The organism is Aeribacillus sp. JST-2, assembly GCF_056032925.1.
In genome coordinates, this window is record NZ_JBVVUU010000013.1 from 30,267 (window position 1) to 56,348 (window position 26,082).

Here is a 26,082-nt window from a genome sequence, read left to right on the forward strand (position 1 = left end):
GATGAAACGAACAAATCCCAAAAAAGATGCTAAGGAAATACTTGTGACACCTTCAAAAAGACGTGAAAACTGGCAAGCGCCTTCCATCTGGCTGGCAATGGTTTATGAAACCACTGAACTTGCGAAAAAAATTTCCGCCAATAAGATTTTGATATGGGAAGAATGGTCTAATTTTCGATATAAGACTTGCTTATTATATTTGATAACATGATTGTTATTTACTTATCATAAAAAGTATATTAAGATTTAATTGTTCGAACATTTCAAACGGGGGAGACTTTCGGCGTTTTGGCAGAGATTTAAAGCTTAAAGGGGGATTGAAAAAAATGTCTCAGCAACAGTTAAAGAAAAATGACGTTTTCCAAGCTAGAAAAAGCTTTTCTGTCAACGGAAAAACGTACAATTATTATTCTTTAAAAGCTCTAGAAGATGCAGGAATTGGACATGTTTCCCGTTTACCTTATTCGATTAAAGTGCTGTTGGAATCTGTTCTTAGACAATTGGATGGACGGGTAATTACAAAAGAACATGTTGAAAACTTGGCAAAATGGGGAACAAATGAGATTAAGGATTTAGATGTTCCATTCAAACCTTCGCGTGTTATTTTGCAAGACTTTACTGGAGTTCCAGCTGTCGTAGACCTAGCGTCTTTACGGAAAGCCATTTCCGATATGGGTGGGGATCCGCAAAAAATTAATCCCGAAAAACCCGTTGACTTAGTCATTGACCACTCTGTACAAGTTGATCGCGCTGGTACAGAAGATGCTTTAGAATACAACATGAACCTTGAATTTGAACGGAATGCTGAGCGCTACAAATTTTTAAATTGGGCGCAAAAAGCATTTGACAACTATCGTGCAGTCCCGCCTGCAACCGGTATTGTCCACCAAGTAAACTTGGAATATTTGGCGAGTGTCGTGCATGCCGTTGAAGGAGAAAATGGCGAGTATGAAGCTTTTCCGGATACACTTGTTGGTACAGACTCCCATACAACAATGATTAACGGCTTAGGCGTTTTAGGCTGGGGTGTCGGAGGCATTGAAGCTGAAGCGGGAATGCTTGGCCAGCCTTCGTATTTTCCGGTTCCGGAAGTCATCGGGGTGAAACTCATTGGCGAACTTCCAAACGGTACAACTGCTACTGATTTGGCGTTGAAAGTGACGCAAGTGCTGCGCCAAAAAGGCGTTGTAGGGAAATTTGTTGAATTCTTTGGTCCTGGTGTTGCCAAGCTTCCACTTGCGGATAGAGCGACAATTGCGAACATGGCTCCTGAATATGGGGCAACTTGCGGATTTTTCCCAGTTGACCAAGAATCGCTTGAATACTTGCGTTTAACAGGACGCGATGAAGAGCATGTACAAGTAGTAGAAAAATATTGCAAAGAAAACGGTTTATTCTTTACACCTGAAGCGGAAGATCCGATTTTTACAGATATAGTGGAAATCGATCTTTCCAAAATTGAAGCAAACCTTTCGGGACCTAAGCGTCCGCAAGATTTAATTCCGCTTTCCAAAATGAAAGAGGAATTTCATCGTGCTCTTACAGCTCCTCAAGGCAACCAAGGATTTGGCCTCGAACCGGCAGAGTTCAATAAAGAAGTAACAGTTCGGTTGGCAAACGGCGATGAAGTGAAAATGAAAACAGGCGCTGTCGTCATTGCGGCCATTACGAGCTGTACGAATACTTCAAACCCATATGTTTTGGTAGGAGCCGGATTAGTGGCTAAGAAAGCTGTAGAAAAAGGGTTAACAGTACCAAAATATGTAAAAACATCATTGGCTCCAGGATCAAAAGTTGTTACGGGCTATCTAAGAAATTCTGGTTTAATGCCGTATCTTGAAAAATTAGGATTTAACCTTGTTGGTTATGGATGTACGACATGTATCGGGAACTCCGGTCCTCTTGCAGAAGAGATTGAAAAAGCCATTGCAGAAAATGATTTGCTTGTCACTTCTGTTCTTTCAGGAAACAGAAACTTTGAGGGCCGGATCCATCCGCTTGTAAAAGGCAACTACTTAGCTTCGCCGCCTCTAGTTGTCGCTTATGCTCTTGCAGGAACAGTCGACATTGATTTATTAAATGACCCGATTGGAAAAGATTCGAATGGCAACGATGTATTCTTTAAAGATATTTGGCCTTCCTTGGATGAAATTAATCGAGTGGTCAAAGAAACGGTTACACCGGAATTGTTCCGCAAAGAATACGAACGGGTATTTGATGATAATGAACGTTGGAATGCGATTGAGACGACAGATGAGCCGTTATATCAATGGGATGAAGACTCAACATATATCCAAAATCCGCCGTTCTTTGAAGGATTGTCTGAAGAACCTGGCAAAGTCGAGCCGTTAAAAGGATTGCGTATTGTCGGCAAATTTGGCGACTCTGTCACAACAGACCACATTTCACCTGCTGGAGCCATTGGCAAAGATACACCTGCCGGAAAATATTTATTGTCGAAAGGCGTATCGCCAAGAGATTTCAATTCATACGGTTCAAGACGCGGAAATCATGAAGTAATGATGCGCGGCACATTTGCGAATATCCGCATTCGCAATCAAATCGCACCTGGCACAGAAGGCGGTTATACAACTTATTGGCCGACAGGTGAAGTCATGTCGATGTATGATGCATGCATGAAATATAAACAAGATGGAACAGGCCTTGTTGTGATTGCGGGCAAAGATTACGGAATGGGAAGTTCCCGCGACTGGGCTGCCAAAGGAACGAATTTGTTAGGAATTAAAACCGTTATTGCGGAGAGCTTTGAACGCATCCACCGTTCCAATCTTGTTCTGATGGGCGTTCTTCCGCTTCAATTTAAAGAAGGCGAAAACGCTGAAGTTCTTGGATTGACTGGAAAAGAGTTCATTGACGTTCATATTGATGAAACTGTTAAACCTCGTGATTATGTAAAAGTAACAGCTACGGATGAAAACGGAAACCAAAAAGAATTTGAAGTATTAGTTCGATTCGACAGTGAAGTGGAAATTGACTATTATCGCCATGGAGGCATCTTGCAAATGGTGCTTCGTGATAAATTAAAAAATTGATTTTTTGAAAGCGGGGATAAAACCTCGCTTTTTTTTTTGTCAAAAAAGCAAACAACGCGGCGAAATGATGTTCATTTTTAGTGAAATCGTATATGATGGGAATTGGATGTTGCAAGGTCAAAAAAGAGGTGTTGAAAAAAGTGAAAAAAATCATCGCTGGCATATTCCTGATCTGTCTCATCATCATTGCCTTATGGCAGTCCTTCTTTTTAAAAGAAGCTGAAATAGGCCTTGAAAAGGGAAATAAAGCGCCTGACTTTGAATTATTGACGCTTGAAGGAGAAAAAGTGTCCATTTCCGATTTTGAAGGGAAAAACGTCATTTTGAACTTTTGGGCGACATGGTGCAAACCTTGCGAGAAAGAAATGCCGGAGCTGGAAAAAGTTTATCAGCAAAACAAGGATGAAGTCACAGTCGTTGCCGTCAATTTTACAGTGAGCGAAAAAAATGTTGAGAGCGTTCAATCATACATAAAACAAGGCGGATATACATTTCCAGTCTTATTGGATCAAAAAAATAAAGCAAACAGCGGTTTTGAGGTTCTCTCTTATCCAACTACTTATTTTCTTGATGAAAACGGAATCATTCGCGATAAAGTCATCGGACAAATGACCGATGAAATCATCGAAAACAAGCTGAAAAAACTGAAATAAGCAGCCGGAAAAGTATATTGGTTATGAAAATTGGGCATATTTTTTATTACTAGAATTTCATTTAACTGATAATGGTGAAATATCGATGGGAGGGGTTGTAGTGAAAAAAAGGAAAAGATCTTTTCAACAACTTGTATTGGAAAACAAGCAAAAGTTGTTAAATGATCGGGAAGCGTTGCGCGAATTGGAGGAACGGCTGGAAAAACGTTTTGAAAAACGTTTGTTGGAAAAATCAAGCTGATCTATAAAGATACATAATCCCCCTATGCCCGACAAACAATACAAAAAGAAGGGGGATAGGTTATGGCCAATTCAAAGAAAACTCAATCGTATTTTAGTCCAAATCATATTGGAACAAAGCCAAGAGGTTTTGGTGGAAACAAAGGGAAAAAAATGCAAAATAAAACAAATGAACATCCCCAAGTCATTCAAACAAAAGGCGAATAATTCCACTTTTTCAGGGAATGACAATGCCCGAAGGCCGAAGGTGCCAACCAATGGTCCCTTCGGCCTTTCATGATAGAAGCGATCCTGAACAGTCGTTTTTAAAAAAAGATCAATAATTCAGCTGGATTCGGCACAGAATAAATGATGTTCCATTCCTCATGAAAGGAGAAGGCAACATGAACAATCGAGCAAAACCTGATGATCGTTCTGACAATGTGGAAAAATTGCAGGAAATGGTGCAAAACACAATTGAAAACATGGAAAATGCAGAAGAAACAATGGAATTTACAAGCGGTGTTGAAAGAGAGCGAATCGAAGCAAAAAATCGCCGCCGCATGGAAAGTATTGAAGGAATGCGGCAAGAAATTAAAGACGAAGCCCACAGCCAGGAAAGACAATAGTGGAGACACAAGCCTGCACCGAATCAAGGTGCGGGCTTTTTCTTTCTTTTTAGGCAAAGGCTATGATATGATAAAATTAGAAGGAGAGAAGGAATATGCTTGTTTCAAAGAAAGAAATCGAAGTTCGTTATGCAGAAACCGATCAAATGGGTGTCGTGTATCATGCCAATTATTTAATTTGGATGGAAGTCGGAAGAACGAAACTGATTCAAGAGCTTGGTTTTTCTTATGCTGCGATGGAAAAAGACGGAATTATTTCACCTGTCGTCGATATTCAAATTGAATATAAAAAACCGATTACATATGGCAATAAAGCAATTGTACATACTTGGATTGAAGATTACAACGGGGTTAAAACCGTATATGGCTATAATATTTTTCATTCAGATGGCGATTTAGCAGCGAAAGCCTTTTCTTCCCATGTTTGTGTGAAAAAGGACACGTTTAGACCAGTCGTGTTCAAAAAACTTTATCCTGAGTGGCACAAGGCCTATTTGCAAGCTATGAAAAAGGAGAAGTAAACGTTGGCATTTGGAATAAAGAAAGAAGAGTTGTCAGATTGGAAGGAAAAAGTTTTAAGAGGAGACATTGCCTTTTTAACACATTACTGGTATGATGAACGATTTCCTGACTGCTATTGTGTAACAAAAGTGGGCTGCTCTGATGTCATCCGATTAAAAGAGTGGGGATTAGAAAATGGATTAAAAACAGAATGGATTCATCATCGGGGAGAATTTCCTCATTTTGATTTGCTTGGGCAAAAACAAGTGGAAATATTGAAAAAATATCAATTAATCGACCATTTGCGGCGGTTTAAACTGATTTGAAGGGGCTGGCTAAAAAGTTCATTTTGTTTCCAAATTAAAAACCCGAGAATGTTGATATAACAGCATTCTTGGGTTTAAATTTTTCAAGGTTCAGGCTGAAAAAACACTTTTCGGACAGCCGCTTTTCATTAATTTGAAAAATGAAATACAGGTTCTTTTATATCTTGATCCAATTCAATGGACACATCCTGATTGTCGAAATACCATAGATCGTCTTTTTCAATGAAAAAAGTGATGCCCAATTTTTTCGTTTCTGAACCAATTTCATTCGGAATCCCTTTCTCAACACCTAACGAAAATCCCTTTTGGACGTTGCTGCAGCCTCCGTAGCGAATATAAAAACGAAGGGAATCTCCATCGTTCAAGTCAAGCTCCTCTTTATACCATTTTGCCGCATCCTCTGAAATCGAAATTTTCACTATGATCCCTCCTATCCTTGCGTATCTTGCTTTCATTATATTATAAATAAAAGAAATGCTCCAAGAGATAAGGGTTATTGTAAAAGATTTGTCACTTTTTCTGTCTCAATCCATTGAAACATATGTTTCATTACACTTTCAGATTTCGCCTTGTCCAAGTTTTCGAGCAAGGAAACATAGTAATGCTGATGTTCATTTTTCGTGACATATGTTGGAGTAAGACGCGGATTTGCCAAGGTCATTGTTGTGTTATTTTCATCGGCAAGTTTTATAAGATCAATTGAAAAAATCCCCCCAATGTCTTTATTTCCTCCTTTTTGTCCAGATAAAAAGTTTCCTAATGAATATACGACCATAGCGTGGTTACCCCTTTTGCCTTCCATCCATTCCAGCGGCTGCAGTACATGGGGGTGATGGCCGATGATCAAATCAGCGCCGTTATCAACTAGAAATTGCGCCAATTGCTTTTGCTCTTCATTAGGATATTGTTGATACTCTTGCCCCCAATGCATATTGACGATCGTGACATCCACCTGCTTGTCCATATTGATTAAATCCTGGCTGATTTTTCGCCTGTCGATCAGGTTGACTAAATACGGTTTATCTTTTGGAAGCGGGATGCCGTTTGTTCCATAAGTGTAAGAGAGAAATCCAATCTTGATTCCGTTGATTGTTTGTACTCTCATCGTGTTCGCATCTTTTTCGTCTTTGTAGCTGCCAACATACGGCAAACCAATTTTTTCGTAATGAGAAATGGCGTTTAATATCCCTTTTTCCCCTTTGTCCAAGCTGTGGTTATTGGCGGTTGATACGATATCAATTCCAGCATCCTTTAATGCATCGGCAACTTCAAATGGGCTGTTGAACAAGGGGTAGCTTGAAATTCCAAGCTCTTTTCCTCCGATGATCGATTCCTGGTTTGCCATGGCGATATCCGCTTTTTGCAGAAGCGGTTTTACTTGGGCGAACATTGGTTGAAAATTGTAGGTACCGTCTGCAAATTGCGCATCTTTAAAAATTTGGCTATGGATCAAGACATCGCCAATGGCCGAAAACGATACGGTTGTGACCGTCGGAGCGGAAGTTCGTTTTTTCGGAAAAACTGATAGTTTTTCGCGTTCTTTTTCATGTTTTGTTTCTTTTGATCGATTTTCCCAATCCACCTCGTTGATTGGCTTCCGGTCAGCTAACAGATCAAAGCTGCAGGCGCTCGCAGTGAAAAGAATGATAAAACATGATAAACGGATCCATCTGTTCATAAGGACATCCTTCTACTTTTTTTATTTATCATAAACTTTTTGCCGAAAAAAATAAAGATTTGTCAAATGACGAAGGAATGTTATTCATGCCATTCAAAGATATATATGTTAGAAAATCTTACATAGAAAATGAAAAAGATATGGAAATTCAGTTGACATGAAAATTAATTCAATGTAAAAATAAAGATATACTTTACATGTTAATTTTTATTACATGTAAGGAATTAAATATTAACATAAGGGGGTAATTTGATGGACTCATTATGGTTAATGAACAGTTTATGGGTGATGCTTGGAGCCATTTTAGTTATTTTTATGCAGGCGGGCTTTATATTGCTGGAAGCTGGTTCGACACGAATGAAAAATGCAGGCCACATTGCCGGAAAAACCGTTTTTACTTTCGGGATTTGTTCCATTGTTTTTTGGGCGGTCGGCTATGCTTTTATTTTCGGTGAAAACAGCAATTTCTTCGTTGGCATGTCGCACTTTTTCTATTCCGGTTATGAGATTGACGGTTTGTCTCTTTCAACACCTACTTATTTCGTCTTTCAATTGGCTTTTGCCGGTGTATCCTTAGCCATTGCCTTTGCCGGTTTTGCAGAAAGAGCAAAGCTTTCGGTTTATTTAATTTTTTCGGTTTTATTTACAGCTTTTGTTTATCCAGTCATCGCACACTGGATTTGGGGAGGAGGCTGGCTGGCTGAACATGGCAAACAAGATTTTGCCGGATCCACCGTTGTTCACTTGACTGGCGCAATGGCGGCTTTGGCTGCAACCATTTTGCTCAAACCGCGGATTGGTAAATACAATAAAGACGGTACTGTTAACAATATTTACGGACATAACCAAGTTTATACTGCATTGGGCGTTCTGATTTTATGGGTCGGCTGGTTCGGATTCAATGCAGGAAGCACCATTACAGTTGAAGATGGCTTTTTTGGATTTGTAGCATTAAATACAAATTTAGCAGCAGGGGCAGGGGCCGTTAGTGCTTTGTTGACGTCTTGGATGGCAACCGGCAAAGCCGATGTATCCACGATGTTGAACGGGGCGCTTGCAGGATTGGTTGCTATTACAGCTTCTTGTGCATTCGTTGAGACTTGGGCCGCTGTCGTAATAGGAGTTATTGCAGGTATCCTTGTATTTTACAGCATGAAATTTTTTGATAAAGTGAAAATAGACGACCCGATCTACTGCTTGTCAGTTCACGGTGTGGCAGGTGTTTGGGGCACATTATCAACTGGATTTTTTGCAACACCCGAATTGGCAACAGTAGGAAAGCCAGGTTTGTTTTACGGTGGAGGATTTACGCAGCTTGGCGTTCAAGCAATGGGAGTCATCACTTGCGGACTTTTTGCCTTTATCGTTTCGTTCATCATTTTAGCGGTGATGAAAAAATTAATGAATGGTTTGCGGGTAACGGAAGAAGAAGAAATGATCGGATTAGACTTAAGCGAACACGGCGTTTACGGCTATCCGGAAGCGTTTGAACATAAAAACAGCCAAAAGCTTGGCAGCTGAACAAAAAGCGTATGGACGGCAATCCCGTCTGTACGCTTATTTACCAAAAAGGGGATTTAAATCGACATGGCGCATCCTTATGAAGAAATAAAAACATGGCGGGACAGCCAAATGAAAACGGCAAAAAATGTCGCCGAATTAAACAAAATTCATGATGAAGCAATGAAGCGGTCGTTTCGTTTTTCGCTAGAGCAAATGGAAAAAGAGCATGGGCCGCCACCTTGTGAATTCTCATGGTTTTTAGTAGGGAGCGGGGGAAGGCGTGAACAGGCTAAAATCAGCGACCAAGACCATGGAATGATTTTTCAGTCAAACAACAAAGAAGCCGAACATTATTTTCTCTTGCTTGGGAAAGAAGTTTCAAAGGGGCTAAATATCCTTGGATACCCATATTGTGAAGGAAATGTGATGAGCTCCAATTCCTTATGGTGCCAGTCAGAACAGAAATGGATCGAGCAAATTCAAAAGTGGCTGTCTGAAGAAACATTTGATTCCATCCGTTATTTGCTCATCTTTTTTGACGCCAGAAAAATTTTCGGAACGTTCGACCCGTTGAAAAAACTGAAACAGTTTTATTTTGACCATCTTGCTAAACAACCCGGCTTTTTAAAAAGGCTGTTAAACAATACGATGCATATAAAAAAAGCAATTGGCGTTTTCCATCAGTTTTTGCCTGAAACCTATGGGCCTCATGCAGGAGCCATTGATTTGAAACAAACCGGATTGCTGCCGTATGTCAATTCAATCCGTCTATTGGCGATAAAAGAGCAAATCACAGAAACAAGTACGTTGTCAAGATTTGAGGTGTTGATTCATCAAAAAGGGCTTGGGGATTTGTTATCTCCGTACTATCAAAGTTTTCAAGAGCTGTTATCCATCCATTTTGTTAATTCTTTAAAGGCGGATCAATACAGCGAGGTTCACTACCTTTTTTTGAAAAATGTATCGAAAGAGGATAAAAAGATGTTAAAACAGATTTTTTTAAATGGGAAAAAACTCATGAATGATACGGTCACCATGATTGAAAAGGGCGTAGAATGATGAAGATTCCAACTTTTTTTCATTTTATGAAACAATTTCAAGGAAAGGGACATTCGCCGGGATTTTCAGGTCTTGAGGGACAAAGCAATTTTCAACATGCAGCTTTTTTGCGCAAAATGCAACAGGAATTAAAGCTGGAAGAGAGTTTATCTGTTCCTTTAGAAGAACTGAATGCAGTTGTGTTTGATTTGGAGACAACCGGCTTTTTTCCAGAGAAAGGGGATCAAATTCTTTCCATTGGCGCCGTTAAAGTCAATGGAAGCCATATTGAAGAGGAAACGTTTTATTCCTATGTGCATTACGACGGGGAAATTCCAGAAGGTGTGAAAAGGTTGACGGGGATTGAAGAGAGGGATGTCAAAAATGCTCCGAGACTGACGGAAGTGTTGATCAGCTTTTATCAATTTGTGGAAAATAAAACGCTTGTTGCCCACCATGCCAATCATGAAAAAAACTTTTTAACGAAAGCGAACCGCGATCTTTTCCGCATTTCCTTTAACCATCGAATCATTGATACCGCCATGTTGTTTCAACTGGCCAATCATGATACTCATGCCGTAACCCTTGAGGATTGCTGCAAATGTTTCTCAATCACTGTGCAAAATCGGCATCATGCGCTTGGCGATGCAAAAATGACAGCAGCTCTTTGGTGTGAATATATTAAAATTTTTACAAGGAAAGGCTATAAAACGTTAATGGATGTTTATTTAAATCTTTCCAAATTAAAACAAGGAGCGAGGAAGTAAACCCCTGCGCTCCTTATTTATAACCATTTGACTTTCGGTTCTGTTTTATTCATGATACGTTTGATGTTCGCTCTGTGGCGGTAGATGACAAAAGCGGCCAAAATCCCTACTACTATGATCAGCAGTACATCTCTCATAAAAAGGCTGCAGATAAGAGTATAGACAGCTGTAATGATGGATGATAACGAAACATATTTAAATAGATACAAGACGATAAAGAAGACAACGAGAATTGAAAGAAAGAGCAAAGGACTATAGAATAGCAGTACGCCGGCGCTTGTCGCAACAGCTTTTCCTCCGCGAAATCCTGCGAAAATAGGATACATATGGCCGACAACTGCCATCATACCGCAAATAAGCGGATGGATGTCTTCTGCACCAAAGATGATTGGAAGACTTGCTGCGAGAGTCCCTTTGAGTATATCGGCAGCCGTAACAATGAATCCGGCTTTTTTTCCAAGAACGCGAAATGTATTTGTCGCCCCTAAATTCCCGCTTCCATGTTCCCGGATGTCAATGCCATATCCAAGCTTTCCGACAATCAGACCGAATGGGATGGATCCAAGCAAATAAGATAGCAATAAGACCGAAAAAATAATCATGTCAATCACCTTTTTTTAAGTTGCTATTTACTATTGTACATGATCTCATGAAAGAGAACTATAACAAATTTGCAAGGGATCTGCTGAAAATCATCATGAAAGGATTGGTGATCTTTTTATAAAAACGATATAATGAAGAAAATATCAAAAGGAGTGAAGAGACTTGCAAAATCCCTCCATGGAAGAAATTCGCGAAATATTAAAGAAAAGCAAACGAATTGCGGTGGTCGGGCTTTCCAATAAACCTGAACGGGAGTCGTATATGGTGGCGAAAGCGATGCAAGAGGCTGGATATGAAATTATTCCCGTCAATCCGATGATTGATGAAGCTTTAGGGATCAAAGCCGTTTCATCATTAAAGGAAATTGATGGACACATTGATATCGTGAATGTATTTAGGCGTTCTGAATATTTAGTGGATGTTGCCAAAGAATTTTTGCAAGTCGATGCCGACGTCTTTTGGGCGCAGCAAGGCTGCGTAAATGAAGAAGCTTATCGTTTATTAAAGGAAAAAGGGTATCCCGTTATTATGGATTTTTGCATAAAAGTTGCCCATTCGTTGACAAAATAGCAATGGAAGCCATCCCATCTCGTTTTGATGGGATTTTTTTTCGAGAAGGGTTTGAAAACAGCGTTTCTTGAGTTATACAATAATATAAGTTCACTCAAGAAAGATTTGCCGATCTTGGAGAAGACATGGTAAAATAAGTTCGAACATTTGTTCTTTATTGAAAGGAGTTTGCGGTTTGTGGGAAAAGAAAAAATCATGGAATACAATGATGATGCGATTCAAGTGTTGGAAGGATTGGAGGCTGTCCGAAAGCGTCCAGGAATGTACATCGGAAGCACAGATTCAAGAGGATTGCATCATCTCGTCTATGAAATCGTCGACAATTCTGTCGATGAAGCATTAGCTGGTTACGGTGATCAAATCATTGTCACAATACATAACGATGGAAGCATCTCGGTTGCTGATAAAGGTCGGGGCATGCCGACGGGGATGCATAAACTTGGAATACCAACACCTGAAGTAATATTAACAGTTCTTCATGCGGGAGGAAAATTTGGACAAGGCGGTTATAAAACAAGCGGCGGCTTGCATGGCGTTGGCGCATCAGTCGTCAATGCCTTGTCGGAATGGCTTGAGGTCACCATTAAACGGGATGGATTTATTTACAAACAGAGATTTGAAAACGGGGGCAAGCCTGTTACAACATTGGAGAAGGTCGGAAAAACAAAAGAGACCGGTACAACGATCCGCTTTAAGCCTGATCCGACCATGTTTAGCACAACAGTATTTCAATTTGAAATACTAAGTGAACGTTTGCGTGAATCTGCGTTTCTATTAAAAGGCTTGAAAATGGATCTTATTGACGAACGGGAGAAAATTAAAGAATCTTATTGTTATGAAAATGGAATAGAATCTTTTGTCGCTTATTTAAACGAAGGGAAAGAAACGCTTCATCCAATCGTTTATTTTGAAGGAGAGGGGCAGGGCATCGAGGTCGAATTTGCCTTCCAGTTTAATGACGGATACAGCGAAAATATTCTTTCGTTTGTCAACCATGTGCGTACTAAAGATGGCGGTACGCATGAAGCGGGAGCCAAAACCGCAATGACAAGAGTTTTTAACGAATATGCCCGAAAAGCGGGTCTGTTAAAGGAGAAAGACAAAAATCTGGAAGGGGCGGACATACGGGAAGGGCTTGCGGCCATTATCTCTGTCAGAATTCCGGAAAGTCTTTTGCAGTTTGAAGGGCAAACGAAAGGAAAACTTGGGACTTCAGAAGCTAGATCTGCCGTTGATGCCGTTATTTCTGAAAAACTCGCTTATTTTTTGGAAGAGAATCCCGATATCAGCGCCCTCCTCATAAAAAAAGCGATCAAGGCGCAAGAGGCAAGGGAAGCGGCCAGAAAAGCGAGGGAAGAAGCGAGATCAGGGAAAAAGCGCAAAAAATCGGAAGCGACATTAAGCGGCAAGCTGACTCCCGCTCAATCGCGCAATCCGAAGAAAAATGAACTGTATTTGGTGGAGGGAGATTCCGCCGGCGGATCGGCCAAGCAAGGCAGAGATAGAAGATTCCAAGCTGTTCTCCCGTTGAGGGGAAAAGTGATCAACACGGAAAAAGCAAAACTGCAGGATATATTTAAAAATGAAGAAATTAACACAATCATTCATGCGATCGGAGCAGGTGTTGGTGCCGATTTTAACATTGAAGATTGCAATTATGATAAAGTGATTATTATGACGGATGCGGATACGGATGGTGCTCACATTCAAGTGCTTTTATTAACCTTCTTCTACCGTTATATGAGGCCGCTCATTCAAAACGGCAAAGTTTATATTGCCCTTCCGCCGCTTTATAAAGTAAGCAAAGGAAGCGGCAAAAAAGAAATTGTGGAATATGCATGGAGCGATGAAGAGCTCTCAAAAGCGGTGAAAAAAGTCGGCAAAGGCTATACAATTCAACGTTACAAAGGCCTTGGCGAAATGAATGCCGAGCAGCTTTGGGAAACGACGATGAATCCGGAAACACGCACGCTCATCCGCGTAAGAATTGATGATGCGGCAAGAGCTGAAAGAAGAGTGACAACGCTAATGGGCGACAAAGTGGAACCGAGACGAAAATGGATCGAACAGAACGTTTCATTCGGACTTGAAGAAGATGGAAGCATCTTAGAAATATAAACAATTATTTTTGAGGAGGAAAACATGGAAGCGGAACAACGATATGTCGATTTGCCCCTTGAAGATGTGTTGGGGGATCGGTTTGGCCGATACAGTAAATACATTATTCAAGATCGGGCGCTGCCGGATGTGCGGGACGGCTTGAAACCGGTGCAGCGAAGAATATTATATGCAATGCTTATGGACGGAAATACCCACGATAAAGGTTTTCGCAAGGCAGCGAAAACGGTGGGGAACGTAATCGGAAATTTCCATCCGCACGGAGATTCATCAGTGTATGAAGCAATGGTGCGGATGAGCCAAGAATGGAAAGTGCGCAACCTATTAGTGGAAATGCACGGAAACAACGGAAGCCTAGACGGCGATCCGCCTGCTGCGATGCGTTATACGGAAGCGCGGCTTTCCCCTCTGGCTTCTGAACTGCTGCGGGATATTGATAAAAACACGGTTGAGTTCGTTCCCAATTTTGATGATACAACGAAAGAACCGACAGTTCTTCCGGCAATGTTTCCGAATCTGCTTGTCAACGGATCAACCGGAATTTCGGCAGGGTATGCAACGGACATCCCACCCCATAATCTTGGTGAGGTCATTGATGCCGTCATTTTGCGGATGAATCATCCCGATTGTTCGGTAGATGAACTGATGAACGTGCTGAAAGGTCCGGATTTTCCAACCGGGGGCATCGTTCAAGGAACGGATGAAATTAAAAAAGCATATGAGACAGGTAAGGGGAAAATCATTGTTCGCGGCAAAGCCGAAATTGAGAAAGGCCGCGGCGGAAAAGAACAAATTGTCATAACGGAAATTCCATATGAAGTCAACAAAGCAAGCTTAGTGAAAAAAATAGACGATCTCAGGCTTGACAGAAAAGTCGATGGGATCGCCGAAGTGCGGGATGAAACCGACCGGACGGGACTCCGCATTGTCATCGAATTAAAAAAAGATGCGGATGCCGAAGGGGTATTAAACTATTTATATAAAAATACGGATTTGCAAGTTCCATATAACTTCAATATGGTAGCGATTCATCGACGCCGCCCGAAATTACTGAGCCTTCCGGAATTGTTGGATGCCTACATTGAACACCGGAAGCAAGTTGTGACGAATCGATCAGCTTTTGAACTTCAAAAAGCACAAGAACGGGAGCATGTCGTAAAAGGATTAATCAAAGCCCTGTCCATTCTGGATGAGGTTATTGCCGTGATTCGCGCTTCCAAAGACAAACGCGATGCAAAAGACAATTTAATCCGTGAATTTGCGTTTACCGAACCGCAGGCAGAAGCGATTGTGTCTTTGCAATTGTACCGCTTAACAAACACGGACATTACGGCTTTGAAAGAGGAAGCAGAAGAGCTTGAAAAAAAGATTCAGGAACTAGCAAGCATTTTGGAAAACGAAAAAAAACTTTCCAAAGTCATTCAATCTGAATTAAAACAGCTGAAAAAAACATATGCTGATGAACGACGGACAAAGATCGAAGCGGAAATTGAATCGATCACCATCAATATGGAAGCGCTCATTCCAAGCGAAGATACGATCGTCACCGTAACGAAAGACGGATATGTAAAACGCACCAGCCTGAGGTCATACACGGCCTCCAACGGAAAAGACTTCGGCATGAAGGATTCGGATCGCTTGCTTTGCCAATATGAAATGAACACTACCGATGTTCTTCTTTTGTTTACGAATAAAGGAAATTATTTATATTGTCCGGTTCATGAGCTCCCGGATATTCGCTGGAAGGATACGGGGCAGCATATTTCGCAGATGATTCCGATTGATAAAGATGAACGAATTATCAGCGGGATAGCGGTTCAAGATTTTTCTGAATCGAAATTTTTCTTGTTTGTCACCAAAAACGGCATGGTGAAGAAAACGGAAATCCATTTATATAAAGCACAGCGATATTCGAAACCGCTTGTTGCGATCAATTTAAAAGACGATGATGAAGTGGTGGACGTTCATAGAACAGACGGAAGCTGCCTTCTCTTTTTGTCGACATCCTACGGTTACGGCCTGTTCTTTCACGAGGAAGAAGTGAATGTCGTCGGTTCGCGAGCGGCAGGAGTTAAAGGCATCCAATTAAAAGATGGCGACAAAGTCGTTTCTAGTTTAGCTGTTAGTAATAATCAACTTGCCGATCAAGTTCTCGTTGTTGTCACGCATAGAGGCGCTGTGAAAAAAATGAAGCTGGGGGAAATGGAACGCACGCAAAGGGCAAGACGCGGAACAATGATTTACAGGGAATTGAAAACAAATCCGCATAGAACGGTGTCCGTATGGTTGGCACATGGGAACGAACTTTTATGGTTAGAAACGGAAAAAGGAATGAGAGAGGCCATTCCGCTTGCCGATATGAAAATAAGTGATCGTTACAGCAACGGATCTTTTTATATTGATATCGATGAAGCGGGAGAAGTCACTGATAGCTGGCTGGAAACAGAAGCATAAAAGTTGATTACCCCTATCCGGACTTAGGGAGGATAGGGGTTTTTTACTCTAATACAGTGATATTTTGTTTCATTGGCGGTTTAGGAACATTTTTGATAAGCTTCTGAAAGAAGGCGGCTTGGTCTCGATCGGACACATTATTCGGTCACATATCTTTCTATAAAGCTGTTTGAAATTGCATGTCATTATGGATTGCCAGAGATCTCTCATCTTTTTACAAGAATCAAGATGGCGGATCGTTCAAGAGAGGATCGAGGAGAACAGGCAAACTATGATTTGAAAGCGAGTGAGTTGCTTTGCCCATCACCCCAATGTTTTAAGAAAAATAAAAGAAAACAGACTTGTTGGTACACTCTAGTCATCGCAATCTAAACGGCATTTGTTTGCGCTTTCAATGAATTGATGAGTAAAATCCGCATTTTCATTCTCTTCTAAGCATGAAAAACAACACAACGACCCATTTTTTTCGTCAATAGCCCCATTCAAAAAACCGTTTAGACAATGAATGGGTTTGCCGCACCTTATACAAAATCCTACAAATTCCTCCAATTTTCCTTCACTTCCTTTGTGATCGTAATGGTTGTAGGTGAAAAATATTTGGATATAACTAATTATACTTATTATATCAGAAGGAAGATGTAGAAGTTATTCTTCTTCTGTGCCAAACAAACAGTATATCAGCGGCTCCCAAAAAAGAAAGAAACCATATTGAAAGAGCAGCAACGCCAACATGACGTCATAACACGAGGCACTTTTCGTTTTTGCCTTTCCATTCCCTGAAAAACCGCAAGTGCGAAGGCATGCCATGAAACTTGGCATGTCAATGGTCTAAAGCTTCGACCTGGATAAAACGTTTTAAGCCTTAATGGTCAGATCAAGGGCTGAACAGTCCGTTTGAAATGACTCTGAGACCGACGAAGATGGAAAGTAGATGGTGCTGATAGAGGCGGGGATCGCCGCCTCTTTCCGCCCGAAATTATTGAAGAATGCGTGGAAATAATACGTTATTTTCCAAATGAATGTGTTCAAATAAGTCTGATTCCAAAGCTTCTAAACGATTGTAAACGAGTTGATACGTCCGGCAAGCCCCGTTCGGAAGGGTATAATCATTTGTGATCCGCCTAATTTCTTTTATGATATCCCCTGTTTTATCATGTTCATTCGTAAGATCGACAATCATTTTTTTCATTTTTTGTTCGTTTTCGCTTGTCGGCTGCTGGTCGTATTGGATGATAAGCGGAAATGCTTCAGACTCTTCTTTCCATAAATGTTGTTCTAGTTCCGTTTTTAATTCATTAAACAATTGGTGAACCTTTATTAGATGTGGGTGATTTCCGCCGTGGACGCGCATAACTTTTGTCACATAGGGACTAAGGTTTGGCAGTTCTTCCAACAAATAACGATGATGTTTTTTTATGATATGGTCAATAAGTTCTGAGTATGATGCTGTCAACCAATTTTTCTCTGTTTTTTCATCAGTCGCAGCATACAGATCTTGCAATTGATTCATTAAATCCTCAATTGCCACTCCCCGTTTATCGGCTGCTTCTTTTAAAGAGCGATCACCGCCGCAGCAAAAATCAATTTTATATTTTTTAAAAACATCGCTCGCTTTCGGCAGCATTGCGACAATTTCTCCAACTGCCGTATTTTCCGTAAACATTGTTTTCATTTTTTTCCCTCCCAATTTCATTGTTAGATAGATCATATCGCAGTTCGTTCTTTTCAATAGTGACAGGCGTCACTTGCCCGTTTTGTGTTGTGGCTATTTTGTGACAAAACGGGGAGGTATGCAACAAATCACAACGTATCTAGTTTTTTTCACTATAATGGAATGTAGAAGAAATTGTCGATGAAAGGTGGATACATGATGGCAGCCGTCAAGAAATTAGTGATTCCAAAACAGCATGGAGCCTGGGCTATGCTTGTTATACCATTTCTATTGGGAGCATATATAGGAGGGTTCTCTTGGATTCATATTCCATTATTTATCGGCTGGTTATGTTTATATTTAGCAACATATCCGTTATTGATGGCGATGAAAAATAAGCGCAAGTCATTTTATATAAAGTGGTTTGTTCTCTATTTTGCCGCAGCTGCCGTTTTACTGCTCATTCCATTAATTTATCGATGGAAAATATTATATTTCGGATTGGCGATGACACCGTTTTTTTTAATAAATATTTATTATGGGAAAAAGAAAAAAGATCGCGCTTTTCTCAATGATCTAGCAGCAATCGCTGTTTTTTGCATTGGAGGTCTTGCCAGTTCTTTTATTGTAAGCGGAGAAATAATAAAAGAAGCTTTCATCGCCATAATGCTTTGTTTTTTATTTTTTGTCGGCAGCACTTTTTATGTCAAAACAATGATTCGGGAAAAAAACAATCCGAGCTATAAATGGTTGTCTTGGGGTTTTCATATTTCCTTAATGATCGGCTTGATCGCTACCGGGTATGCCGTTTATATCATAGCTTATATTCCGAGTGTTATTCGAGCTGTTTATTTTTACGGAAAAAAAATGCCGATTTTAAAAATCGGTTTAATTGAAGTAGGCAATGCCGTATATTTTTGTTTTGCAATGTTTATGATCATCAATCTGTTCATGCTGCCGTAACCGCATTTCCTTTGCAGAAGGTTGATTGCCCAACGATCATTCGAATAAAGTACTGCCGGTATATTTTTTAACGCTGTCAAGACAAAATTGGCCATGAAATTCCCCCGCAATCATCATGATGAAAATCATGTTTGCGGGGGTACAGGCATTTCACTCATCAGGAAAAAAAGGCATTATTATTCTTTTTCAGTCTCCAACGGGATGTTGTTGCCATCGACATCCTCCATCATCCCATCAATTGTGCCCTCCGTATATGTATCTCTTACCTGTTCCTGCGTTAAGGCCAATCCTTGCGTCAGGTCGGATTCGCTGCCGCTCTTCAGAGGTTCATCATTTGCCCCGAAGGTTGTCTTGATTTTCATTTTCTTGTCTTGATGTTTTGTGGACATTTCGTTTCCTCCATGAAAATTCGTTTTCCTTTATTATGATTCTTAATCGCTTCAAACATTCATCAAAAAGACAAGTATTCTTTTTGGCGGCCGCTACATAAAGATTTCTTCCTCCAATTGTTCGGCATCAATCAAATAATATCCGTCGTCATCAACAAGAATAAGACCTTTCCGCTTCATCTGGTTAAGCGTTCTGCTTACGGTTTCACGGGAAGTTCCGATCATATTTGCCAATTCCCGATTCGTTAAATGGGTTGTCAAACGATAAAGTTTTCCTTGCGGCAGTGCGTTCGTTTTTGTAAGCCGCAACAGCAACAATGCGATTTGTTCATATGTATTATGGAGAATTTGCTCTTCTAACCGGTTTTGCAAATCTATGATTTTTTCACTCATCACACGAAACAATTTAATGGACAATTCCGGAAAAAGGATAAGCGTTTCCTCAAAATCTTGGATGGGAATGACAATTAAAGTGGATTCTTCCATAACTTCTGCATGAGCAGGGTAAGATCCTTTGCGAAAAAATCCGATATGGGGAAACATTTCTCCATTTTGCAAGATGGAAACGATTTGTTCTTTTCCATTTCTGTCCGTTTTATATATTTTAATCGTTCCTGAATGGATGAAATATACGTTTTCCAGCAGGTCGCCTTGCATGAATACATACGATTTTGGTTGATAGGTACGTACTTGAGAGATAGCGACTATGGAAGTCAATTCTTCATCAGACAGTTCGCGGAAAAGGGGAACGCTTCTTAATCTTTCAACGACCCAGCTATTTGTCATGGCATCACACCTTCATTTCAACTTTGTTTTTCTTTTCATATTATAGCGTTTCTTTACAAATGAGTCGTGTGGTGTAAATCATAGTTTTCAATAAAAATGAGGTGGTAAACATACTTAAGGTTTGGCGCAGACCAGCTCATCCATTTGCGAATTACCGAAGCAATCGCGGGGAAGATCCGCAGCTGTTGAACATTTGTCAAAAGAATGACTTTTTCGTAAAAATCATTTCTTCTCTTCTGCCGGAAAGTGTGATGCCTCTCACTTCGAAAATTTCACCTTTTTATATGATGAGAAAGCAGAGATAATATTTTTTTAAAGAAAGGAGTTTGTATGTGATGATGGATTATGACCAAAACCCTTTTATTGTCATTTGGGAGTTGACAAGAGCATGTCAATTACATTGTTTGCATTGCCGCGCCGAGGCGCAATATCATCGTGATCGTCGTGAGTTGACTTTTCGGGAAGGAAAAAAATTAATTGATGATATTTTTGCGATGAACCGGCCGCTATTAGTATTTACCGGCGGTGATCCATTGATGCGGCCGGATTTATTCGCTCTTGCCGAATATGCTATTGATAAGGGATTGCGTGTTTCAATCACGCCGAGCGCAACTCCAAATGTAACTAAAGAAGTGATGCAGAGGGCAAAAGATATCGGGCTTTCCCGTTGGGCATTTAGTTTGGACGGGCCGAATGCGGAAATTCATGATCATTTTCGCGGGACAAAAGGTTCATTCGATTTAACGATGAAAGGAATCAAATATTTGCATGAATTGCAGATTCCTGTTCAAATTAATACGGTTGTATCACGCTACAATGTTCATGTTCTTGAAGAAATGGCGAATTTGGTTGAAAAACTTGAATGCGTTCTTTGGAGCGTTTTTTTCCTTGTACCGACTGGAAGAGGAAAACAATCGGATATGATTTCTCCCGCCCAACATGAACAAGTTTTTCGTTGGTTATATGAAAAGAGCAAGCATGTACCATTTGATATTAAAACGACTGCCGGACAACATTACCGTCGTGTTGTCTTGCAAGCTAAAAAGCGCGAACAGCAAATAGATGGAAAGGAAATCCATTATGAAGATATTTTGTCTAAAGGATCTACAGGTGCAGTGGACGGACTCGGCCGTGCTCCGAAGGGAGTAAACGATGGCAACGGTTTTGTGTTTATTTCCCATATTGGCGATGTTTACCCGAGCGGATTGCTTCCAATTAAAGCGGGAAATGTGAGCCAAACATCATTGGCTGATATTTACAGAAATTCTCCGATATTCCAAAAATTGCGCAATCCAAATCTTTATAAAGGAAAATGCGGTGTTTGCGAATTTCGTTTTGTTTGCGGAGGTTCACGCTCAAGAGCGTATGCTGTGACAGGCGACTATTTGGAAAGTGAGCCTTATTGTGTATACATTCCTAAAGGGCTTCGCCAAAAACGGGAAGTTTAAACCGTTGCAAACGCAAGCAGTTTTTCAATTTAATGGAATGGACAGGAATCGGAAATACATTTTTGTTGAGCTGAAATTTTAACAATTATTTGGCAATCAATAATTATGTGATAAAGTTCACAAACATTCCCCGCCTATTTTTCTATGATACAAATGATGGAACAATCATCTGTTTAGGAGGGGGATTTTGATGAAACAAAAAGCATTACTGCCAGTCACCACTTTAGCCATGACATTTGCATTTGCCGTATGGGGAATTTTATCTCCGTTAGCAAGTACGTTCCAAGACATATATAACTTGACATCAACCCAAAAAAGCATCTTAGTTGCCATACCCGTCTTGCTAGGTTCTGTCATGCGGATTCCACTCGGAATTTGGACTGACCGGTATGGCGGACGGAAAATGTTCTCCTTGCTTTTATTATTTTTAATTGTTCCGTTAGTTGGCGTCAGTTTTGCCAATTCTTACGGAATGACGATGTTTTGGGCTTTTTTCATCGGAATGGCCGGTACGTCATTCGCGATTTCAGTTACATTTGTTTCCCGGTTGACACCGCCGGAAAAACAAGGAACAGCTTTAGGAATCAATGCCATGGGCAATATTGGAACAGCCGTAGCCAGTTTTTCTGTTCCGACACTCGCAGAAGTTTTCGGACTTAAAGGGGCATTTTTAACCTATATTTTTCCGATCGTTATAATGCTTCTGTTCGTTTGGTTTTGCACGCCGGAAATGCCGAAAACTGAACAAAGAATGATTGATTCCTTGTCAGTAATGAAATATAAGCATACATGGATATTATCGATTCTCTATTTTGTGACATTCGGCGCTTTTGTTGCTTTAGGTTTGTATTTGCCGTCGCTTCTGATTGATTTGTTTCATATATCTTCCGTCGATGCAGGACTTAGAGCAGCCGGTTTTACTGTAATTGCCACTTTGGCAAGACCAATTGGCGGATATATGAGCGATAGGATGGGAGCAGAGAGGATTTTAACGTTTGTTTTTGCGGGTATTGCAATCGGGGCAGCCATCCTTGCATTCGGAATGAGCAACATGTTTGTCATGACTATCGCCTGTTTGTTGATTGCCATCATGGCAGGATTAGGAAATGGTGCGGTTTTTAAATTAGTTCCGCAATTATTTGCAAAGGAAACTGGTGCTGTAACAGGGATTGTTGGAGCCTGGGGCGGCATCGGCGGTTTCTTTCCTCCCATTTTAATGGGAATCGTAAAAGATGCGACAAGTTCTTATTCGCTAGGGTTTTTGCTTCTTTGCTTATTTGCTATAGTGTGTTATATATTAAATCGCATTGCATTAGGAAAAACAGTTGAAAAAACAGCCGACCAATATTAATTGTGCAAGATCCAACCAAAACTTATCCCCTGCAGGCAGACAGCATTTGTAAAAAGGTTTTCCTGGAGGGGGATTTTTTTGGCTGGGAAAGGATGAAACGACGAAAATCTTAAATGTGACGCTGTTGTTTGTGCGCTGGAAGTGGAGCCAAAAACACCAAAATCATTGTGACTTCTTGCTGTCCCTTTCAGGAAAGGAACAGTCTTTGATAAACGTTTAAGTAAGGAACTCTAGCTTCCTTAATGCTTTTTCGTTCATTCTATCAAGGGACCAAGGCGGATTCCAGGTGATTTGAACATTTACGTCTTGAATGCCTTCAATATCACGCAATGCACGTTTCACACCGCCTGCAATTGAGTCGTGCAACGGACAGCCGGGTGTAGTCAATGTCATTAAAATGAATGCAGTTCCGTCTTTTACTTCAATCTTATAGATCAGTCCTAAATCAACGACATTAATTCCCAATTCAGGATCTAAAACGTTTTGCAGTTTTTCCAAAATTTTTGCTTTTATTTCCATTGTAACATCACCCTTTATATTTCAGTAAATCGTTCCCTTATTTTTTTATTTCAGCAATACGGAGCCAATCGTACAGGCAAATAATCCAGAAAACAGCACCATTCCTCCTTGTGCAAGATAAAATAGACCAGCACTTGAAGAGGCAAGGGCAGCGATCGTGGCCGATAAGACTCACTGCGCTTTTCCGTTTGATAGGTATAACCGAGATCGTCAAGCTGTTCAAATAAAAACATCGGGCGGCGGTCATTAATAATTTTCAACGTTTCTCCTTTTTTTAATTTTGCTAATGCCGTTAAAGTCCGCATCATCGGTTGTGGAGGCTCTAAGCCGCGATTATCCAGTATCATTTTTTTATTCCTCCGTTTTTACAAAGGTAATTTTCCAATGTTTATCCTCTATTTTTTCCGCTTGATAAGAAAACCCTTTTTTCTTCATGATAGGAAAAAGCGGAACAGGTTTAAACGGAGCGTGTAAAATAAATACATCTCTTTGTGCAAGAGTTTGAATGGCCGCCATTATTTTTTGAAACGGCTCTAATTTCTTCTTTAAATCTTCGCGAACATCTAATTCAACAGTTTTTCCCATCCATCTTCTCCTTTCCATCTTTTTTATCAATGTTCATCATAGTAAAAACAACTCCCGCAATACGTGATTTGCATCACATCATCATCGCTTTTGAAAAGTTTATGAATAATGGATTCGTGATGCCGGATTGGCATATAGCCTTTCAATTGAGGGAAGGGAAGATGTTGTAACATCATTTGAATAGCTTGTTAAAAATGTTTCAGTTTTCAGTGAAAGATCGGTGCCATTTCGGATTAAGTCCAGAATTTTGTGTATTGATTTGCCGGGAGCTAAGTTCGCTGAGCTGGGAGTGTGATTTTACACAATAATTAGGACTTGACCCCATTTCGCTGTAAATATTGTTTGTTGGAAATGGAAAAGAGAGAGATTGTTTTTAAAGTAGAAACAGCTGAGGTATTTGGTGGGGGAGATTATTTCTTTGCTGATATGTTCAGCGGCCATTGCGCGAAAAATTCTTCTAACCCGGGCAAAACGCCATTGAAAAAAGATCATTCTCAACTGCGTCATTTACTACAAATAGAAGGTTGCCTTGGAACTGGAAAGTGTGCTGCAAGTAAAAAAACGGGCAGTATTACAAATTAAAATATGTATGCCACTTTTCCAATATTTTAGAAGATTGGCATGATTTTTGCATATTTTAAAGTGAAGGTTGATTTATGAAGGAGGTTTTACTAATGGTTTTTCCCTACAAACACGAGCCACTTACCAATTTTCTCAATCCAGCTGACCGAAGGGAGTTTAAAGCCGCTTTAAAAAAGGTTCGTTGCGAACTGGGCAAAGAGTACCCATTAATCATCAATGGCAAGAGAATTTTTACCGAAGAAAAGCTGACATCTGTTAATCCGGCGAACAAAGTACAGGTTGTCGGCAAAGTGTCAAAAGCGACAAAAGAACACATTGACCAGGCTTTTGAAGCAGCAAAGGAATCTTTTAAAAAATGGAGAACAATGTCCCCAGAGGCACGTGCAAATGTGCTTTTTAAAGCGGCAGCCATCACCCGCGGCAAAAAACATGAGATTTCCGCCTGGCTCGTCTATGATGCCGGCAAACCTTGGAGACAGGCAGATGCGGATACAGCAGAAGGTATTGACTTTTTGGAATACTATGGAAGACAGATGCTCGAACTTGCAAAGAACCAAGAGATGAACAACCGGCCCAATGAACATAACATCTATTTTTACCAGCCAATGGGGCCAGGGGTGGTGATTCCGCCATGGAACTTTGCTTTCGCCATTGTGGTCGGAACAACAGTTGCCCCCCTTGTTGCCGGAAACCCGGTATTGCTGAAACCGTCGGAAAATACTCCTGTTGTTGCATACAAACTGGTGGAAATTCTAGAGGAAGCCGGTCTGCCCGAAGGCGTGCTCAATTTCGTCCCCGGAGACCCAGCAGAAATCGGGGACTACTTGGTTGACCATAAGGATGCGCACTTCATTAATTTTACCGGTTCAAGGGCTACTGGTGTCCGGATATATGAACGGGCAGCAAAAGTACAGGAAGGTCAGCATTTTTTAAAACGGGTGATTGCCGAGATGGGCGGCAAGGATACGATCATTGTAGATAAAAGTGCAAATCTGGATTTGGCTGCCGATGCCATTGTCCATTCCGCATTCGGTTTTTCAGGCCAAAAATGTTCGGCCTGCTCGAGAGTGGTGGTTCACGAGGCTGTATATGACGAAGTGTTGAGAAAAACGGTTGAGCTGACAAAATCATTAACGGTGGGAAATCCAGCTGAAGAAGATGTATACATGGGGGCAGTCATTAATCAAAAACAATTTGATAAAATCAAAAGCTATATTGAAATCGGAAAAAAGGAAGGAACACTTGTGTACGGCGGGCAAACGGATGATTCCGAAGGATATTTTGTGTACCCGACAATTTTTAAAGATGTGGATGCGAGTGCGCGCATTATGCAGGAAGAGATTTTCGGCCCGGTCGTGGCTTTCGCAAAAGTGAGAGATTTTAATGAAATGCTGGAAATTGCCAACAACACTGAATACGGGCTGACAGGTGCAGTGATTTCAAATACAAGGGAGCATTTGGAACGGGCGAAATATGAATTTCATGTTGGAAATCTTTATTTTAACAGAGGATGCACCGCTGCGATTGTCGGCTATCAGCCTTTTGGGGGGTTCAAAATGTCCGGTACCGATTCAAAAGCTGGAGGCCCTGACTATTTAAAATTGTTCATGGTAGCAAAAACCGTTTCCGAAATGTTTTGATTGATGAAAACATTAGAATTGAGGAACAAAGGTCCAATAAAAGCGATGTCTAGAGG

The 26,082-nt window shown here is 40.6% G+C and carries 26 protein-coding genes and 1 pseudogene; 18 read left to right on the top strand and 9 right to left on the bottom strand.

Annotated features, from left to right (window positions below; translation table 11 throughout):
* The first annotated feature begins 326 nt into the window (after window positions 1-326).
* The 7 genes from acnA (at window position 327) to AC0KTX_RS08935 (ending at window position 5,381) form a co-directional block, all read left to right on the top strand.
* On the top strand, window positions 327-3,053 hold the full coding sequence (gene acnA / locus AC0KTX_RS08905) for an aconitate hydratase AcnA (RefSeq protein WP_474251871.1): 2,727 nt from the start codon (window positions 327-329) through the stop codon (window positions 3,051-3,053).
* Between the two features lie 140 nt (window positions 3,054-3,193).
* Window positions 3,194-3,706, top strand: a complete 513-nt coding sequence (locus AC0KTX_RS08910) for a TlpA family protein disulfide reductase (protein ID WP_474251872.1) — start codon at window positions 3,194-3,196, stop codon at window positions 3,704-3,706.
* 100 nt (window positions 3,707-3,806) lie between these two features.
* Window positions 3,807-3,947 (top strand): FbpB family small basic protein, encoded by a 141-nt coding sequence (locus tag AC0KTX_RS08915; RefSeq protein WP_474251873.1) that lies wholly within the window; start codon window positions 3,807-3,809, stop codon window positions 3,945-3,947.
* A 62-nt stretch (window positions 3,948-4,009) separates the two neighbouring features.
* Window positions 4,010-4,153 carry an acid-soluble spore protein N gene (locus AC0KTX_RS08920; RefSeq protein ID WP_474251874.1) on the top strand — a complete coding sequence of 48 codons (144 nt, stop codon included), beginning with the start codon at window positions 4,010-4,012 and terminating at the stop codon, window positions 4,151-4,153.
* 176 nt (window positions 4,154-4,329) lie between these two features.
* On the top strand, window positions 4,330-4,554 hold the full coding sequence (gene tlp, locus AC0KTX_RS08925; RefSeq protein ID WP_474251875.1) for a small acid-soluble spore protein Tlp: 225 nt from the start codon (window positions 4,330-4,332) through the stop codon (window positions 4,552-4,554).
* 95 nt (window positions 4,555-4,649) lie between these two features.
* Complete coding sequence (locus AC0KTX_RS08930; protein WP_474251876.1) at window positions 4,650-5,075, top strand: acyl-CoA thioesterase; 426 nt, start codon at window positions 4,650-4,652, stop codon at window positions 5,073-5,075.
* Window positions 5,076-5,078: 3 nt separating this feature from the next.
* Window positions 5,079-5,381 carry a hypothetical protein gene (locus AC0KTX_RS08935; protein WP_474251877.1) on the top strand — a complete coding sequence of 101 codons (303 nt, stop codon included), beginning with the start codon at window positions 5,079-5,081 and terminating at the stop codon, window positions 5,379-5,381.
* A 128-nt stretch (window positions 5,382-5,509) separates the two neighbouring features.
* Here AC0KTX_RS08935 and AC0KTX_RS08940 read toward each other — a convergent pair whose 3' ends face one another.
* Complete coding sequence (locus AC0KTX_RS08940) at window positions 5,510-5,800, bottom strand: HesB/YadR/YfhF family protein (RefSeq protein ID WP_474251878.1); 291 nt, start codon at window positions 5,798-5,800, stop codon at window positions 5,510-5,512.
* A gap of 74 nt (window positions 5,801-5,874) precedes the next feature.
* Entirely contained in the window at window positions 5,875-7,059 is a 1,185-nt protein-coding gene (locus AC0KTX_RS08945) for a CapA family protein (protein WP_474251879.1), read from the bottom strand.
* A gap of 252 nt (window positions 7,060-7,311) precedes the next feature.
* On the opposite strand from AC0KTX_RS08945, the gene AC0KTX_RS08950 reads away from it, so the two are divergent.
* The 3 genes from AC0KTX_RS08950 to AC0KTX_RS08960 all read left to right on the top strand — a co-directional run bounded on the left by AC0KTX_RS08950 (window position 7,312) and on the right by AC0KTX_RS08960 (window position 10,367).
* Window positions 7,312-8,580 (top strand): ammonium transporter, encoded by a 1,269-nt coding sequence (locus AC0KTX_RS08950; RefSeq protein ID WP_474251880.1) that lies wholly within the window; start codon window positions 7,312-7,314, stop codon window positions 8,578-8,580.
* A 66-nt stretch (window positions 8,581-8,646) separates the two neighbouring features.
* Window positions 8,647-9,621, top strand: coding sequence for a DUF294 nucleotidyltransferase-like domain-containing protein (locus tag AC0KTX_RS08955; protein WP_474251881.1), 975 nt, complete (start codon window positions 8,647-8,649; stop codon window positions 9,619-9,621).
* Window positions 9,621-10,367 carry an exonuclease domain-containing protein gene (locus tag AC0KTX_RS08960; protein ID WP_474251882.1) on the top strand — a complete coding sequence of 249 codons (747 nt, stop codon included), beginning with the start codon at window positions 9,621-9,623 and terminating at the stop codon, window positions 10,365-10,367. The genes AC0KTX_RS08955 and AC0KTX_RS08960 overlap by 1 nt, the downstream gene beginning before the upstream one ends.
* Window positions 10,368-10,384: 17 nt before the next feature.
* Here AC0KTX_RS08960 and plsY read toward each other — a convergent pair whose 3' ends face one another.
* A complete protein-coding gene (plsY, locus tag AC0KTX_RS08965; RefSeq protein WP_474251883.1) occupies window positions 10,385-10,969 on the bottom strand; it encodes a glycerol-3-phosphate 1-O-acyltransferase PlsY in 585 nt (194 codons plus the stop codon).
* A 163-nt stretch (window positions 10,970-11,132) separates the two neighbouring features.
* Here plsY and AC0KTX_RS08970 point away from each other — a divergent pair, with 163 nt between their 5' ends.
* From AC0KTX_RS08970 to parC, 3 genes are all read left to right on the top strand, one after another.
* Window positions 11,133-11,540, top strand: a complete 408-nt coding sequence (locus tag AC0KTX_RS08970) for a CoA-binding protein (RefSeq protein WP_474251884.1) — start codon at window positions 11,133-11,135, stop codon at window positions 11,538-11,540.
* 195 nt (window positions 11,541-11,735) lie between these two features.
* On the top strand, window positions 11,736-13,658 hold the full coding sequence (gene parE / locus AC0KTX_RS08975; protein WP_474251903.1) for a DNA topoisomerase IV subunit B: 1,923 nt from the start codon (window positions 11,736-11,738) through the stop codon (window positions 13,656-13,658).
* Window positions 13,659-13,682: 24 nt separating this feature from the next.
* A complete protein-coding gene (gene parC / locus AC0KTX_RS08980; RefSeq protein ID WP_474251885.1) occupies window positions 13,683-16,112 on the top strand; it encodes a DNA topoisomerase IV subunit A in 2,430 nt (809 codons plus the stop codon).
* Between the two features lie 976 nt (window positions 16,113-17,088).
* Here the strand turns inward: parC and ric are convergent.
* Complete coding sequence (gene ric, locus AC0KTX_RS08985) at window positions 17,089-17,784, bottom strand: iron-sulfur cluster repair di-iron protein (protein ID WP_474251886.1); 696 nt, start codon at window positions 17,782-17,784, stop codon at window positions 17,089-17,091.
* A 198-nt stretch (window positions 17,785-17,982) separates the two neighbouring features.
* Here ric and AC0KTX_RS08990 point away from each other — a divergent pair, with 198 nt between their 5' ends.
* A complete protein-coding gene (locus tag AC0KTX_RS08990; RefSeq protein WP_474251887.1) occupies window positions 17,983-18,726 on the top strand; it encodes a YwiC-like family protein in 744 nt (247 codons plus the stop codon).
* 176 nt (window positions 18,727-18,902) lie between these two features.
* Here AC0KTX_RS08990 and AC0KTX_RS08995 read toward each other — a convergent pair whose 3' ends face one another.
* Window positions 18,903-19,115: a DUF4025 domain-containing protein gene (locus AC0KTX_RS08995; RefSeq protein WP_474251888.1), complete on the bottom strand. Its 213-nt coding sequence runs from the start codon at window positions 19,113-19,115 to the stop codon at window positions 18,903-18,905.
* Between the two features lie 93 nt (window positions 19,116-19,208).
* Complete coding sequence (locus AC0KTX_RS09000) at window positions 19,209-19,901, bottom strand: Crp/Fnr family transcriptional regulator (RefSeq protein ID WP_474251889.1); 693 nt, start codon at window positions 19,899-19,901, stop codon at window positions 19,209-19,211.
* A 335-nt stretch (window positions 19,902-20,236) separates the two neighbouring features.
* Between AC0KTX_RS09000 and AC0KTX_RS09005 the strand changes: the two genes are divergently transcribed.
* Both AC0KTX_RS09005 and AC0KTX_RS09010 read left to right on the top strand, forming a co-directional pair.
* The gene (locus AC0KTX_RS09005; RefSeq protein ID WP_474251890.1) at window positions 20,237-21,349 is read left to right on the top strand and encodes a TIGR04053 family radical SAM/SPASM domain-containing protein; all 1,113 of its coding nucleotides are present in this window, start codon (window positions 20,237-20,239) and stop codon (window positions 21,347-21,349) included.
* 187 nt (window positions 21,350-21,536) lie between these two features.
* The gene (locus tag AC0KTX_RS09010; RefSeq protein WP_340881540.1) at window positions 21,537-22,700 is read left to right on the top strand and encodes an MFS transporter; all 1,164 of its coding nucleotides are present in this window, start codon (window positions 21,537-21,539) and stop codon (window positions 22,698-22,700) included.
* Between the two features lie 216 nt (window positions 22,701-22,916).
* On the opposite strand, the gene AC0KTX_RS09015 is transcribed toward AC0KTX_RS09010, so the two are convergent.
* From AC0KTX_RS09015 to AC0KTX_RS09025, 3 genes and pseudogenes are all read right to left on the bottom strand, one after another.
* Window positions 22,917-23,219, bottom strand: coding sequence for a metal-sulfur cluster assembly factor (locus AC0KTX_RS09015; protein WP_474251891.1), 303 nt, complete (start codon window positions 23,217-23,219; stop codon window positions 22,917-22,919).
* Between the two features lie 170 nt (window positions 23,220-23,389).
* Window positions 23,390-23,566 (bottom strand): annotated as a pseudogene (locus AC0KTX_RS09020) (DUF2249 domain-containing protein); the annotation flags it as partial.
* A 4-nt stretch (window positions 23,567-23,570) separates the two neighbouring features.
* Complete coding sequence (locus AC0KTX_RS09025) at window positions 23,571-23,804, bottom strand: DUF2249 domain-containing protein (protein WP_474251892.1); 234 nt, start codon at window positions 23,802-23,804, stop codon at window positions 23,571-23,573.
* A gap of 342 nt (window positions 23,805-24,146) precedes the next feature.
* Between AC0KTX_RS09025 and AC0KTX_RS09030 the strand changes: the two genes are divergently transcribed.
* Both AC0KTX_RS09030 and pruA read left to right on the top strand, forming a co-directional pair.
* Window positions 24,147-24,386: a hypothetical protein gene (locus AC0KTX_RS09030; protein WP_474251893.1), complete on the top strand. Its 240-nt coding sequence runs from the start codon at window positions 24,147-24,149 to the stop codon at window positions 24,384-24,386.
* Between the two features lie 92 nt (window positions 24,387-24,478).
* Window positions 24,479-26,026: an L-glutamate gamma-semialdehyde dehydrogenase gene (pruA, locus tag AC0KTX_RS09035; RefSeq protein WP_474251894.1), complete on the top strand. Its 1,548-nt coding sequence runs from the start codon at window positions 24,479-24,481 to the stop codon at window positions 26,024-26,026.
* Window positions 26,027-26,082 lie beyond the last annotated feature (56 nt).